Origin of the sequence: Streptomyces sp. NPDC002564, from assembly GCF_042889645.1 — a bacterium.
Taxonomy (GTDB): domain Bacteria; phylum Actinomycetota; class Actinomycetes; order Streptomycetales; family Streptomycetaceae; genus Streptomyces.
The window spans coordinates 700,991-714,636 of the sequence record NZ_JBIARE010000003.1; the positions used below are offsets into that span (position 1 = coordinate 700,991).

Annotated in this window: 10 protein-coding genes; 8 read left to right on the forward strand and 2 right to left on the reverse strand. The window is 74.1% G+C overall.

Going from position 1 to position 13,646, the window contains the following annotated elements; all coding sequences use genetic code 11:
• The first annotated feature begins 266 nt into the window (after positions 1-266).
• Positions 267-1,274 carry a rod shape-determining protein gene (locus ACFYXE_RS14635; RefSeq protein ID WP_361175640.1) on the forward strand — a complete coding sequence of 336 codons (1,008 nt, stop codon included), beginning with the start codon at positions 267-269 and terminating at the stop codon, positions 1,272-1,274.
• A gap of 641 nt (positions 1,275-1,915) precedes the next feature.
• Here the strand turns inward: ACFYXE_RS14635 and ACFYXE_RS14640 are convergent.
• A complete protein-coding gene (locus tag ACFYXE_RS14640; protein ID WP_389312353.1) occupies positions 1,916-3,079 on the reverse strand; it encodes a sensor histidine kinase in 1,164 nt (387 codons plus the stop codon).
• Between the two features lie 203 nt (positions 3,080-3,282).
• On the opposite strand from ACFYXE_RS14640, the gene ACFYXE_RS14645 reads away from it, so the two are divergent.
• The 5 genes from ACFYXE_RS14645 to ACFYXE_RS14665 all read left to right on the forward strand — a co-directional run bounded on the left by ACFYXE_RS14645 (position 3,283) and on the right by ACFYXE_RS14665 (position 8,484).
• Entirely contained in the window at positions 3,283-3,972 is a 690-nt protein-coding gene (locus tag ACFYXE_RS14645) for a hypothetical protein (protein ID WP_389312355.1), read from the forward strand.
• 8 nt (positions 3,973-3,980) lie between these two features.
• A complete protein-coding gene (locus ACFYXE_RS14650) occupies positions 3,981-5,108 on the forward strand; it encodes a sensor histidine kinase (protein ID WP_389312357.1) in 1,128 nt (375 codons plus the stop codon).
• On the forward strand, positions 5,105-5,788 hold the full coding sequence (locus ACFYXE_RS14655; protein WP_389312359.1) for a response regulator transcription factor: 684 nt from the start codon (positions 5,105-5,107) through the stop codon (positions 5,786-5,788). Before ACFYXE_RS14650 ends, ACFYXE_RS14655 begins: the two co-directional genes overlap by 4 nt.
• A 154-nt stretch (positions 5,789-5,942) precedes the next feature.
• Entirely contained in the window at positions 5,943-7,103 is a 1,161-nt protein-coding gene (gene wecB, locus ACFYXE_RS14660) for a non-hydrolyzing UDP-N-acetylglucosamine 2-epimerase (RefSeq protein ID WP_389312361.1), read from the forward strand.
• A gap of 31 nt (positions 7,104-7,134) precedes the next feature.
• Positions 7,135-8,484 (forward strand): glycosyltransferase, encoded by a 1,350-nt coding sequence (locus tag ACFYXE_RS14665; RefSeq protein ID WP_389312363.1) that lies wholly within the window; start codon positions 7,135-7,137, stop codon positions 8,482-8,484.
• Between the two features lie 71 nt (positions 8,485-8,555).
• On the opposite strand, the gene ACFYXE_RS14670 is transcribed toward ACFYXE_RS14665, so the two are convergent.
• Positions 8,556-11,207 carry a valine--tRNA ligase gene (locus ACFYXE_RS14670; protein ID WP_389312365.1) on the reverse strand — a complete coding sequence of 884 codons (2,652 nt, stop codon included), beginning with the start codon at positions 11,205-11,207 and terminating at the stop codon, positions 8,556-8,558.
• A gap of 136 nt (positions 11,208-11,343) precedes the next feature.
• Here ACFYXE_RS14670 and ACFYXE_RS14675 point away from each other — a divergent pair, with 136 nt between their 5' ends.
• Positions 11,344-12,321: a hypothetical protein gene (locus tag ACFYXE_RS14675; RefSeq protein WP_389312367.1), complete on the forward strand. Its 978-nt coding sequence runs from the start codon at positions 11,344-11,346 to the stop codon at positions 12,319-12,321.
• Between the two features lie 256 nt (positions 12,322-12,577).
• A complete protein-coding gene (locus ACFYXE_RS14680; protein WP_389312369.1) occupies positions 12,578-13,639 on the forward strand; it encodes a hypothetical protein in 1,062 nt (353 codons plus the stop codon).
• Positions 13,640-13,646 lie beyond the last annotated feature (7 nt).

The window sequence follows — 13,646 nt, forward strand, 5'->3', positions numbered from 1 at the left end:
GGCCCTCGATCCTCGCTCGACCCCCGGCGAGGACCCTCTCGGGGCGCCCGGCGGGGGGCCGGCCCGGCGGGCCTGCGGGCGGTGGCCTCCCGGGGCTTTCCGTGGCTTTTCGGGGTTGCGGATTCCTGGACCCGCAGGGGATTCCCGAGAGGATTGCCGGCGGGGTTCCCCAGGGGATTTCCGACCCCTGGTCAGGACCTTCGGCCCGTCCGATTCAGGACCTTGGTCCCTCCGCTTCGACGGGTCGCCCGGCAAACTTGGCGATCATGGACATAGGTATCGACCTCGGCACAGCGAACACTCTCCTCTACGTCCGCGGCCAGGGGATCGTGCTCAACGAGCCGTCCGTGGTCGCCGTGCGCGAGGGCAAGGGCGGGGCACTCGCCGTGGGGGCGGAGGCCAAGGAGACGATCGGGCGCACGCCCGGGTCCATCACCGCGATCCGCCCGCTGCGGGACGGCGTGATCAGCGACTACGAGGCGGCCGAGGAGATGATCCGGCACTTCGTGCGCAAGGCCGTGCCGGGGCGCAGGCCGCGGACCCGCATGGTCGTCTGCGTGCCGAGCGGCGTCACGCCCGTCGAGCGGCGCGCCATCGTGCACGCCTCGCAGCGGGCCGGGGCGCGCGCGGTGCACCTGGTCGAGGAGCCGATGGCCGCGGCGATCGGGGCGGGGCTGCCGGTCGCCGAGCCGCGCGGCTCGATGGTCGTCGACATCGGCGGCGGCACCACCGAGGTCGCCGTCATCTCGCTCGGCGGGATCGTCACGGCGCAGTCGCTGCGGGTGGGCGGCGACCGGCTCGACACGGCGATCACCGACTTCGTGCGCAAGGAGCACTCGCTGCTCGTCGGCGAGCGCACCGCCGAGGACATCAAGGTCGCCATCGGGTCGGCGTGGCCGGTGCCGGGCGAGGACGCCCTGGAGATGCGGACGTTCACCGTGCGCGGGCGGGAGAAGGTCGGCGGGCTGCCCAAGACGGTCGACCTCACGGCGCGCGAGGTGCGGGCCGCGCTGGACGAGCCCGTCGAGCAGATCATCGCGGCGGTCAAGACGACGCTGGAGGAGTGCCCGCCGGAGCTGTCCGGCGACATCATGGAGCACGGGATCGTGCTGACGGGCGGGGGCGCGCTGCTCCCCGGCCTCGACCTGCGCCTCGCCTCGGCGACGGGGATTCCCGTCTTCGTGGCGGAGGACCCGCTGGACAGCGTCGCGCTGGGCTGCGGGAAGTGCGTGGAGGACTTCGACGGCTTGGAGCGGGTGATGTCAGCGGCTTAGCCCTCCCGGGCGGGGGGACCGGGGGGGGTGGGCTTCGGCTGTCCCTGCCCCTGCGTCTGCCCCGCCGTGGGGGATGACCCTGACCCGCCGCTCCGCGGCGGATACCACCCACCCACCCACCCGTTCACCCCGCACCGCAACGCCGGACAAGAACCCCACCGAACCTCACCCTTCACGCGAACGAGGAGGGGGGCGGGGCAAACGGGCGGGCGGGCGGCCGTACGCGGCGCCCTACCCCCGCCGGACGGTGCCGGGCAAACGGGTGGGCGGGTGGGAAAGACCCGCCACGGCGCCGGGCGCAGGACACAGGAGCGGGCAGGCACGGGCTCCTACCTCCACCGATCGGTGCGGGGCAAACGGGTGGGCGGGCGGGAAAGACCCGCCACGGCGCCGGGCACGGGACACGGGAGCGGGCCGCCGTACGCCCCTACCCCCGCCGGACGGTGCGGGGCAAACGGGTGGGCGGGTGGGGAAGGCCCGGCACGGCGCGGGGCGCGGGGCACGGGAGCGGGCAGGCACGGGGCCCCTACCCCCGCCGGACGGTGCCGGGCAAACGGGTGGGCGGGTGGGAAGGGCCCGCCACGGCGCCGGGCGCAGCCCCTGCCCCCACCGGACGGTGCCGGGTGAGACAGGCCCGGGGATCAGGCGCGGTCGCCCGAGGGAAGCGTCGCGTGGACCTCGTAGACCCCACCCCGCGGCCCCGCCGCAAACGTGCCGCCCACCGCCCGGACCCGCTCCGCCATCCCCGTCGTCCCCGTACCCGCGGAGACCGGGGCCGCGGGCGGCGCCGTCCTGGGGAGCGGGTTGCGCACCGTGATCCGCAGGCGCGTGCCGCACAGGGCGACCCGGACCTCGACCGACTCCCCCGGCGCATGCTTCGCCGCGTTCGTCAGGCACTCCTGGACCACCCGGTGGACCGCCGCCTGGCGCAGCGGCGAGAGGCCGTGGGCGGCGTCGTCGACCACGAGGTCCACGGGGCTGCCCGCCCGCCCGCTGCGCTCGGCGAGTTCGGGCAGCGCGTCCAGGCCCGGCGTCGGCGCACCGTCCGTGCCGCGCTGCACGATGATCTCGTTCAGCATCCGGTGCGCACTGCGCGCCGTCTCCGAGAGCTCCTCGAAGTCGCCCTCGAAGGTGCCGCCCGTGGCCCGCCGCGCCAGCACCTGCGAGCGCACGCTCAGCAGCGTGAGCTCGCGGCCCACGAAGTCGTGCACGTCCCGCGCGATGCGGGTCCGTTCCTGCTGGACGGCGTGCAGCGTGTCCGTCTCCGCGCGCTGCGCCTCCAGCGCGCGGACCAGGTCCTGCCGGTTCGCCGCGACGCCGACACCCGCCGCGAGCACGCCGATCGGCACGACCAGGCTGAGGAACGCGCCGAGCGTGTCCCCCCGGTGCACCGGCCAGCCCGGCAGGTTGAACATGACGTACGCGAACGTCACGTACCCGACGACGCCGAGCGTGCCCGCGAGCCGGCCCCGGTAGCGCCCCAGCGAGTAGAGCGCGAACTGGGCCAGCGTCAGCTCGTGCAGCCAGCTGAGGAAGAGCAGCGCGATCGCGTACGTCAGCCACGGCGCCCTGCGGCGCACCAGCAGCGAGGACGCGCCGGCCGCGAGGGCCAGGACGGCGAGCGGGCCGTTGAGGGAGTTGTCCGCCTCGGCGAGGCCGGGGACGTCCAGGCTCATCAGCGCGAAGGCGCTCAGCGCCGCGAGGACGTCCAGCGCGCGCGGCTCCTGCGACCAGCGCCTGCCGAGGCGGCCGGCCGTGGCCGCCGCCTGGCGAATCGCCGGGAAGGCGGCGGGCCGGTTGCGCATGCTGTCCATCATCCAAGGTCTTTCGGCCCGTTTCACCGGACTTACGTCCTTGATTTGGTGATTTGCCGCACCCCGGGACGTTGCGGGTGATCATGGTCGTGTCGTCCCGTCGTGCGCGCCTCGGGCGCCTAACGGGTGGCCCAACGGGTGTCCCTTCGGCGCGGCTGCCCCACCAGAACGCCCGCCGGGGGTCAAATCGGACCATGTGGTATGCCCAGAATCCCGCCAGGCGGACCCATCAGCTCGCCGGCGACGCCGGGGTCCTCCTGTGGACCGCGCTGTGGGCCGCCGCCGCCGTCATCACGTACCGGCTGGCCTGCCTGCTCGCCCTCCCCCGCGCCCTGCAGGAACACAGCGCGCCGCTGCCCCTGGTCGGCGGGCGCGTCGACCGTGTGCTGCGGCTCGTGGCAGGCGTCGTCGACGCCATGGACCCCGTCGTCGTCCGCACGGCCGTGGCCGTGGGTGCCGTCGCCCTCTTCGTCGTCCCCGTCGGCCTCGTCCTGAGCGCCTGGCTGCCGCGCCGGCTGCGCTGGATCCGGCAGGCGGGCGCCGCCCGTGACCTCGCCGCCACCGACGACGGCCGCGACCTGCTCGCCCTGCGCTCCCTGCTGCGCCCGCTCCACGAGGTGGCCGTCACCGCCTCGGAGATCCCGGACGCGACGCCGGGCAGTCTCGCCTGGGGCTGGCGGCACGGCGATCCGGAGACGCTCGACGCGCTGGCCTCGGCCGAGCTGGAGCGGCTCGGCCTCGACCTCGCCCCGCCCGCCGCCGGACCTCCGCCCCCGGCACCCGTCCCCGCGCCCGCCCCGGTCAGCATGCCGGTCCCGGCGCAGGCCACCGAGACGGCCGAGCCCGTCGAGGCGGCCGAGTCCGCCACCGGCCCGGCCACCTAGGCCCCGCCGTGCCCCAGACCCTGCGGCTGACCTCGCAGGTCGCCGAGGCCCTGCTCGGCGCCGTGCCCGAGGGCGCGCTGCTGGTCGGCGCCGACCAACGGGTGGTCGCCGTCAACCAGCAGCTCGTCGAGATGGCGCGGCTGCAGGACGTCGACACCTCCCCGGGCACGCCGGTCGGCACGCTCGCGGAGGCCGTCGCCGAGCAGCTGCCCTCCGGCAGTACGGCGCTGCGCCAGCTCAACCGCCGCCAGTTCCCCCGGACCGCCGAGGTCCGTTTCCTCGACGGCCGGGTGATCAGGACCAACCGGCGCCCGATCGACGTGGACGGCGAGCACCTCGGCGTCCTGTGGCTCGCCGAGGACATCACCGAACAGCGCCGCCGCGAGCACGACCTGCGCCGCCACGTGCGCACCCTGGGCGACCTGGCCCGCGAGCGCGCCGAGTTCACTGCGCGCGCCTCGCACGAGCTGCGCACCCCGCTCGCCACGATCCTCAGCTTCTGCGACCTGCTCGCGCCGCCCGCGGGCGGACCGCTCTCCGCGACCCAGGGCACCTACCTGGACACCATCCGGCGCAACGCGCAGCGCATGCAGGAGATGGTCGACGGGCTGCTGCACGCCGCCGCGAGCACGGGGAGCCGCCCGGAGACGACGTACGCACGCGTCGACATGGCCCGGCTCCTGGGCCGCCTCACCCACGAGCTGCTGCCCCGCGCCGAGGCCGCCGGGATCTTCCTGGTGCACGCCCACGAGCCGGGGCCGCCCGCGTACGCCGACCGCAACCAGCTGGAGAACGCCCTCGCCGCGCTCCTGGACAACGCCGTGAAGTTCACCCCGCCCGGCGGCACGGTCACCGTCTCCGCCCACCCCTACGACGAGCCGGACGGCACCGGCTGGGAGATCTCCGTCGCCGACACCGGCATCGGCATCCCCAAGGAGTTCCACGACGAGGTCTTCACCGAGTTCGTGCGCGCCCCCAACGCCCGCCGCGGCGCCTACCCCGGCACCGGCCTCGGCCTCTCCGCCGTCCGCGACACCGTGCGGCTGCACGACGGGCACATCGCCCTGCACGGCGGGGAGGACGGCGGCACGTCCGTGGTGGTCCGGCTGCCGACGGGGCGGCCCGCGCCCGCATGACGTGCCTGCTCGTCGTCGAGGACGACCCCGACCTCGGCCTGGCCCTGCGCACCGTCCTGGACCAGGCCGGCTACGAGACGGTGCTCGCCGAGGACGGCAACGCGGCGCTGCGGCTGCTCTTCGCCGAGCGGCCCGCCCTGATGGTCCTCGACCTGGTGCTGCCCGGCCTCGACGGCTGGGAGGTCCTCGACCGCACCCGCGACATGACCGACCTGCCCGTGCTCATCCTCTCCGGCCGCACCTCGCCCAACGAGCGGGTACGGGGGCTGCGCGCCGGCGCGGACGACTACGTCACCAAGCCCTTCGACACGCAGGAGCTGCTCGCCCGCATCGAGGCGCTGCTGCGGCGCAGCAGGCCCGACCAGTGGCGCGGCGACTACGTGGAGGCGGGGCTGCGGATGGTGCCCGAGCGGCGGTCGGCGGTCTGGCAGGGGCGGGAGATCCGGCTCAGCGACATCGAGTACCGGCTGCTCCAGGTGCTCGTCCGCAACCGGGGGCGCGTGGTCACGACCGAGCAGTTGCTCGATCTGGTGTGGGACGCGCCCGACGGGGCCGGGCGGGAGCGGGTGAAGTTCGCGGTGCTCCGGTTGCGGCGGCGCCTGGCGGCGTCCGGGGCGGGGGACGGGGATCCGCTGGAGTCCGTGCGGGGGCTGGGGTACCGGTACCGGGCGGATCGGTAGGCCCCCCGGGACCAACGTCCCGGACCAAAGTCCCTTTTCCGGGCATTCCGAAGGTCGCAACCGTCGCGCAACCGACGGCGATCCGGCGGCGCAACCCGGGGCCCGCACGCTCCAGGACGTACGACGTCATGTCCCGTTCGTCCTGGAGTGCCCCGTGTCCGTCAGCCCCACCGCCCACCGGCTCCCCGCGGGGAGCGTCGCCGTCGTGCTCGGGACCCGGCCCGAGCTGGTCAAGCTCGCGCCGCTGGTGCGGCTGCTCGGGGACGCCGCACGGCTGATCCACACCGGGCAGCACTACGACGACTCGCTCTCCGGGCGGTTCCTCGCCGAGCTCGGGCTGCCCGAACCCATCCTGCTCGACGGCGTCGGCGGGCAGGCCCGTGCCGTGCAGATCTCCGTCGCGCTCGCCCGGCTCGACACCGAGTTCGCCGCCCGGCCGCCCCGCGCCGTCGTCGTCCAGGGCGACACCAACGCGGCGCTGTCCGGCGCGCTCGCCGCCAACGCCCGCGACATCCCCCTCGTCCACATCGAGGCGGGCCTGCGCAGCCACGACCGCGCGATGCCCGAGGAGCACAACCGCGTCCTGATCGACCAGCTCGCCGACGTCCTGTGCGCGGCCACCGAGGACAACCGCGCCCACCTCGTCGCCGAGTCGATCCCCGACGGGCGGATCGCCGTCACCGGCAACACCGTCGTCGCGGCCGTCGCCGACGCCCTGCCCGGCCCCGCCGAGCGCGCCGCCCTGCTGGCCGCGCACGGCCTCACCCCGGACGCGTACGTCCTGGCCACCGTGCACCGGCCCGAGAACACCGACGACCCGGCGGCGCTGCGGGCCGTCCTCACCGAACTGGCCGCGCTGGCCGGGCGGTTGCCCGTCCTGGTCCCGCTGCATCCGCGCACCCGCGCCCGCGCCGAGGCCGCCGGGCTCGGCCACCTGCTCACCCCGCTCACCGCCCTGCCCCCGCTCGGCCACGGCGAGTTCCTCGCACTGGCCCGGCACGCGGCGCTGCTCGTCTCCGACTCCGGCGGCGTCCAGGAGGAGGTCACCGTCCTCGGCAGGCCGCTCGTCGTCGTGCGCCGCTCCACCGAACGCCCCGAGGCGATGGCCGCCGGATTCGCCGAACTCGTCGCGCCGGGACCGGAGATCGGCCGGGCCGCACGGCGCAGGCTCGCCGAGGGCCGGGACGGGCTGCGCCGCCTCGCCGCCACCCCCAGCCCGTTCGGCGACGCCCGCGCGGCGCAGCGCATCGTCGCGCTCCTCACGGACCTGGTGGCCGGCGCCGGCCACGCCGACCGCCTCTCCGCCGCGGCCTGACCCCGCTCCCCCACCACGCCCAGGACCCCCGATGCTGACCTTCGACCGGCTGCTCCTCCTCTTCCCCTTCGTCCTCCTCGCCTGCTTCCTGCTGTACTGGGCGGGCGCCCGCCACGCCTATCTGCGCCGCCCCGCCCACGAGCCGGGCGACTCCGGCGCCCTCGACTGGCACTTCTTCGTGCCCTGCCGGGACGAGGAGACCGTCGTCGGCACCACCGTGCACCGGCTGCGCACCGACTTCCCCGCCGCCCACGTCTGGGTCGTCGACGACGCCAGCGAGGACCGCACGGCCGCCGTCGTCGCCGCCCTCGCCGAGGACGACGTCCGCGTCCACCTGGTCTCCCGCCGGCTGCCCGACGCCCGGATCGGCAAGGGCGCGGCCCTCAACGCGGCCTACGGCGAGCTCGACGAGTTCCTGCCGTCGGACGCCGACCGCTCCCGGGTCGTGGTGTGCGTGGTCGACGCCGACGGGCAGCTCGCCCCCGGCGCGCTGGACGCGGTCAGCGGGCCCGCCGGATTCGGCGACCCCGAGACCGGCGGCGTACAGGTCGGCGTGCGGATGCGGAACGTCGACGAGCCGCGCCCGCTGCCCGGCCGCGGCCGGGTGCGCAACGCCCTCGCCCGGCTCCTGGTGCGCATGCAGGACATGGAGTTCGCCGTCTCCAACGCGGGCATGCAGCTCCTGCGCGGGCGCACCGGCTCGGTCGGCCTGGGCGGCAACGGACAGTTCACCCGGCTCACCGCCCTGGACCGGATCGCCGCCGCCGAGCGCCGCCCCTGGCAGCGCGACGCGCTCCTGGAGGACTACGAGCTGGGCCTGCACACGATCCTCGGCGGCTACCGCGTGGCCCACATCGCCGACACCCACGTCTCCCAGGAGGGCCTGCCGCACGCCCGCCGCTTCCTGACCCAGCGCACCCGCTGGGCGCAGGGCAACCTGCAGTGCGTGCGGTACGCGCCGCGCATCGTCGGCTCCCGGCACTACTCGGGGCGCGGGGTCCTGGAGACGCTGTACACCTTCATGCAGCCGCTGGCGCACGTCGCGAGCCTGGCGCTGACCGTGCTGCTGGTGGCCGCCCTCGCGCTCGGCCGCGCCCCGCTGGACTCGGCGCTCGGCGCCTGGCCCTCGGTGCTCGTCCTGTGCGTGCTCTCGGTGCTGCCGTTCGTCCTGTGGGGCCCGGTCTACCGCAGGGACTTCGCGCCCGGGCGCAGTCGGCTCACCGGCCTGTTGTGGGGCTTCGCGCTGTGGCTGTACGCGTACCACGTCTTCGTCGTCTCCACCCGCGGCCTGCTGCGCGTGCTGCGCGGCAGGAACGGCTGGGCCAAGACGCGGCGCAACGCGGAGGCCGTGGGTGCGGGGCCGGTCGCCACGGAGGCGTAGCGGGTACGCGAAGGCCCCGGGACCGAGGGATCGGTGCCGGGGCCTTCGAGCTGCGCATGCCGGGTCGGGCATCAGGCGGCGGGCAGGGCCTCCAGCTGGGCCTGCAGCCGGGCGATGTCGGCCTCCGCCTTGGTGAGGCGGCCGCGGATCTTGTCGACCACGTTGTCGGGGGCCTTGGCGAGGAACGCCTCGTTGCCGAGCTTCGCGGTGGCCTGCGCCTTCTCCTTCTCGGCGGCGGCCAGGTCCTTGGCCAGGCGCTTGCGCTCGGCGGCCACGTCGATCGTGCCGGACAGGTCGAGCGCGACCGTGGCGCCGGAGACCGGCAGCGTCGCCGTCGCCGTGAAGGCGTCGCCCTCCGGCTGCAGGCGGAGCAGCTGGCGGATGGCGGCCTCGTGCGGGGCGAGCGCCGTGCCGTCCAGGGTCAGCCGGGCCGGGACCTTCTGGCCCGGCTGCAGACCCTGGTCGGCGCGGAAGCGGCGGACCTCGGTGATGACCTGCTGGAGCGTCTCGATCTCGCGCTCGGCGCCCGCGTCGCGGAAGCCGCCCGGGGCGTCGGCCCCGGGAACGACCACCGTGGACGGCCAGTCGGCGATGACGAGCGACTCGCCGCCGGTCAGCGCCGTCCAGAGCGTCTCGGTGACGAACGGGACGATCGGGTGGAGCAGGCGCAGGGTGACGTCGAGGACCTCGCCCAGGACGCGGGCCGAGACCTTCGCGCCCTCGCCGCCCGCCATGAACGTCGTCTTGGACAGCTCGACGTACCAGTCGAAGACCTCGTCCCACGCGAAGTGGAAGAGGGCGTCGGAGAGCTTGGCGAACTGGAAGTCGTCGTAGAGCGCGTCGACTTCGGCGACCGTCGCGTTGAGGCGGGAGAGCACCCAGCGGTCGGTGGCGGACAGCTGCTCGGCCGGGGGCAGCTCGCCCTCGATCGTGGCGCCGTTCATCATCGCGAAGCGCGTGGCGTTCCAGATCTTGTTGGCGAAGTTGCGCGAGCCCTGGACCCAGTCCTCGCCGATCGGCACGTCCGTGCCGGGGTTGGCGCCGCGGGCCAGGGTGAAGCGCAGGGCGTCCGAGCCGTACTTGTCCATCCAGTCCAGCGGGTTGACCGCGTTGCCGAAGGACTTCGACATCTTCTTGCCGAACTGGTCGCGGACCATGCCGTGCAGCACGATCGTGTGGAACGGCGGGGTGCCGTCCATCGCGTACAGGCCGAACATCATCATCCGGGCGACCCAGAAGAAGAGGATGTCGTAGCCGGTGACCAGGACCGAGTTCGGGTAGAACTTCGCGAGCGACTCGGTCTCCTCGGGCCAGCCGAGCGTGGAGAACGGCCACAGGCCGGAGGAGAACCACGTGTCCAGCACGTCGTTGTCCTGCGTCCAGCCCTCGCCGGTGGGCGCCTCGTCGTCGGGGCCGACGCAGACGACCTCGCCGTTCGGCCCGTACCAGACGGGGATGCGGTGGCCCCACCAGAGCTGGCGCGAGATGCACCAGTCGTGGAGGTTGTCGACCCAGTCGAAGTAGCGCTTCTCCATCTCCTGCGGGTGGATCTTGACCCGGCCGTCGCGGACCGCGTCACCGGCGGCCTTGGCGAGCGGGCCGACCTTGACCCACCACTGCATCGACAGGCGCGGCTCGATGGTGGTCTTGCAGCGCGAGCAGTGGCCCACCGAGTGGGTGTACGGGCGCTTCTCGGCGACGATGCGGCCCTCGGCGCGCAGCGCGCCGACGATGGCGGAGCGGGCCTCCAGGCGGTCCAGGCCCTGGAAGGGGCCGGGCACGGTGATGACCGCGTGCTCGTCCATGACCGCGATGTTCGGCAGGCCGTGGCGCTGGCCGATCTCGAAGTCGTTGGGGTCGTGGGCCGGGGTCACCTTGACGGCGCCGGTGCCGAACTCGGGGTCGACGTGCTCGTCGGCGACGACGGGGATCGTGCGGTCGGTCAGCGGCAGCTTGATCTGCTTGCCGACCAGGTGCTTGTACCGCTCGTCCCCGGGGTGGACCGCGACGGCGGTGTCACCGAGCATCGTCTCGGCGCGGGTGGTGGCGACGACGATGGTGTCGTCCCCCTCGCCGTACTTCATGGAGACGAGCTCGCCGTCGTCGTCCTGGTACTCGACCTCGATGTCGGAGATCGCCGTCAGGCAGCGCGGGCACCAGTTGATGATGCGCTCGGCGCGGTAGATCAGCTCGTCGTCGTAGAGCTTCTTGAAGATGGTCTGGACGGCCTGGGAGAGGCCCTCGTCCATGGTGAAGCGCTCGCGCTCCCAGTCGACGCCGTCGCCGAGGCGGCGCATCTGGCCGGAGATCTGGCCGCCGGACTCGCCCTTCCACTTCCAGACGCGCTCGATGAACTCCTCGCGCCCGAGGTCGTGGCGGGACTTGCCCTCCTTGGCGAGCTCGCGCTCCACGACGTTCTGCGTGGCGATGCCGGCGTGGTCCATGCCGGGCTGCCACAGCGTCTCGTGGCCCTGCATGCGCTTGCGGCGGGTCAGCGCGTCGATGAGCGTGTGCTCGAAGGCGTGGCCCAGGTGCAGCGCGCCGGTGACGTTCGGCGGGGGGATGACGACGGTGTACGGCGGCTTCTCGCTCTTCTCGTCGGCGGAGAAGTAGCCCCGTTCCACCCAGCGCTCGTACAGCGGCCCCTCTACCTCGGCCGGCGCGTACTGGGTCGGCAGTTCGGGAGTGGTCGCTGGAGGCTGCTGCTGAGCGTTCTCGGTCACCCGGCCAGTTTAGAGGGGCGACGGAGCGGTCCCGAAACCGGAATGTTCGACATCGCTTGCGGTCGGGCGCTCCACGGCCCCCGGACTTCGTTCAGGATGTCCGGGACACATCAGCGTTCGGAGGGGGACCCACGCCATGAGCCACCAGCAGCCGGGACCGTACGACGGTCAGCAGCCCGGCCCGTACGGCGGGCAGCCGCAGCAGCCGGGCCCCTACGGGCAGCCCCCGCAGGGCGTCCCCCCGCAGCAGCCCCAGCCCGGCTACGGCTACCCCCAGCAGCCGCCCGGCCCCCCGCCCCAGCAGGGCGGCTACAGCCAGCCGCAGCAGCCGGGCCCCTACGGGCAGCCGCCGCAGCAGGCGCCGTACGGGCAGCCCCCGCAGGGCCCCTACGGGCAGCAGGGGCCCTATGGACAGGTGCCGCCCCCGCCGGGGCCGCAGGGCGGCGGCAAGAAGAGGACCGGGCTCGTCATCGGCGCGGTCGCGGTGGTCGCGGCCCTCGGGGTCGGCGCGTACTTCGTCTTCGGCGGGGGCGGTTCGACGTCCGTCGAGGACGACGGGGCCCACAAGCTGGTGCCGCCCGCCTCGGTCGCGGGGTACACGAAGGGCGACGACTCGAGCTCCCCCGACGACGGTCCGCTGGGCTCCGGCGACAAGAAGAACGCCGAGGAGATCGGCATCAAGAACCCGCAGAACGTGGCGGCTTCGTACCGGTCGGGCACGGCCCTCAAGGCGAAGCAGATGAGCTTCCAGGGGATGTACGGCGAGATCGAGGACCCGGAGAAGTCCGTCGACGACGGCTTCGCCAAGGCGGAGGAGAACTCGCGCAAGGAGTCGGGCGGCGACACCGACGACAAGATCGAACTCGTCGGCAGCCCGGAGACCGTGGAGCCCGACGGCCTCGACAACGCCGTCATGAAGTGCCAGAGCGCCAGCATCAAGGACGACGGCCAGGAGACGCGGCTGCCGATCTGCATCTGGGCCGACCACAGCACGTACGGCATCGTCTTCGGCGTCGACCTGGCGGCGATGGCCAAGGGCGGTGGCGGCCTGGCCACGGACGACGTCGCCGGGTTCGCGGCCCAACTGCGGGAAGCGGCGCGCGTCAAGGCGTAGCGGCGCGGACGCGGGGGCGGGTCCGGGGTCGCGCGGCGGCTCCGGGCCCCGCCGTGCCCGCCGCACGTCCGCCGCATGCCCGCCGCACATCAGCCGCACATCAGCCGGACGTCCGGCCCGGATCGGCCGCCGTACGTCCGGCCTCGGGAACAGCCCTTCAACAACTCCGCATCGATCCGGTCCGAGCGCCCCGACCCCCTCCCGTGATCCGACAGGATGTTCGGGCCATGTAAAGCATCGGGAGGGAACCCCAGCGATGAGCCACCACCAGCCGGGACCGTACGGCGGGCAGCAGCCCCAGCAGCCCGGTCCGTACGGCCAGCAGCCGCCGCAGCAGCCCGGCCCCTACGGGCAGCCGCCGCAGGCCCCGCAGCCCGGCTACGGCTACCCCCAGCAGGCCCCGCAGCCCGGCTACGGCTATCCCCAGCAGGCTCCCCAGGGCCCCTACGGGCAGCCCCAGCAGCCGGGCCCCTACGGGCAGCCGCCCCAGCCGCCCTACGGTCAGCACGCCCCCTACGGGCAGGTGCCGCCCCCGCCGCCCGGCGGCGGCAAGAAGAAGACCGGCATCATCGTCGCCACCGTCGCCGTGGTCGCCGCGGCCGCCGTCGGCGGCTACTTCCTCCTGGCCGGGGGCGACGACGACAAGAGCGGCAAGGACGGCGGCTCGTCGAGCGTCGCGGACGGCGGCGGTGGCGGTGGCGGCATCAAGGACGACGGCCCGCACAAGCTGATCGCGCCGGACACCGTCCTGACCGACTACAAGAAGGACCCGGCCCGCTCCAGCGGTCTGAACAGCGTCGACCTGGACAAGGCGGAGGCGGCCGGGGTGAAGAACCCCAAGGACGTCCAGGGCCAGTACCAGTCGGGCAGCAAGGACAACCCGATGGCGCAGAAGGTCCTGACCTTCGGCGGCGTGTACGGCGACATCGAGGACCCCGAGGGCGTCGTCGACCACATGTTCACCAACGCCAAGGAGAAGAACGCGGCGTCGGGCGGCAGCGGCGAGAGCGTCGAACTGGTCGGCGAGCCGAAGGCGTACGAGCCCGCCGGGCTCGACGGCGCGGTCATGAAGTGCCAGGAGATGAAGGTCGACCTGGGCGGCGGCGCGGGGACGTCCGGCTCCACGGCCGGGTCCACGGCCGGGTCCTCCGGGCCGAGCAAGATGTCCGCGGCGACCTGCATCTGGGGCGACCACAGCACCCTCGGCTACGTCGTCACGACGGATGTCGCGGGCGCGCTGGCCGGGACGCCCGCCGACCTCGACGAGGCGGCGTCCACCACGGCCAGGTTCCGCGGCGAGGTCCGCGTCAAGGCCTGAGACGGCG

Excerpts from the sequence above, each read along its gene's own strand:
- ACFYXE_RS14635 (WP_361175640.1), top strand. The coding sequence starts at position 267 with ATGGACATAGGTATCGACCTCGGCACAGCGAACACTCTCCTCTACGTC.
- ACFYXE_RS14640 (WP_389312353.1), bottom strand. The coding sequence starts at position 3,079 with ATGCGCAACCGGCCCGCCGCCTTCCCGGCGATTCGCCAGGCGGCGGCC.
- ACFYXE_RS14645 (WP_389312355.1), top strand. The coding sequence starts at position 3,283 with ATGTGGTATGCCCAGAATCCCGCCAGGCGGACCCATCAGCTCGCCGGC.
- ACFYXE_RS14655 (WP_389312359.1), top strand. The coding sequence starts at position 5,105 with ATGACGTGCCTGCTCGTCGTCGAGGACGACCCCGACCTCGGCCTGGCC.
- ACFYXE_RS14665 (WP_389312363.1), top strand. The coding sequence starts at position 7,135 with ATGCTGACCTTCGACCGGCTGCTCCTCCTCTTCCCCTTCGTCCTCCTC.
- ACFYXE_RS14675 (WP_389312367.1), top strand. The coding sequence starts at position 11,344 with ATGAGCCACCAGCAGCCGGGACCGTACGACGGTCAGCAGCCCGGCCCG.
- ACFYXE_RS14680 (WP_389312369.1), top strand. The coding sequence starts at position 12,578 with ATGAGCCACCACCAGCCGGGACCGTACGGCGGGCAGCAGCCCCAGCAG.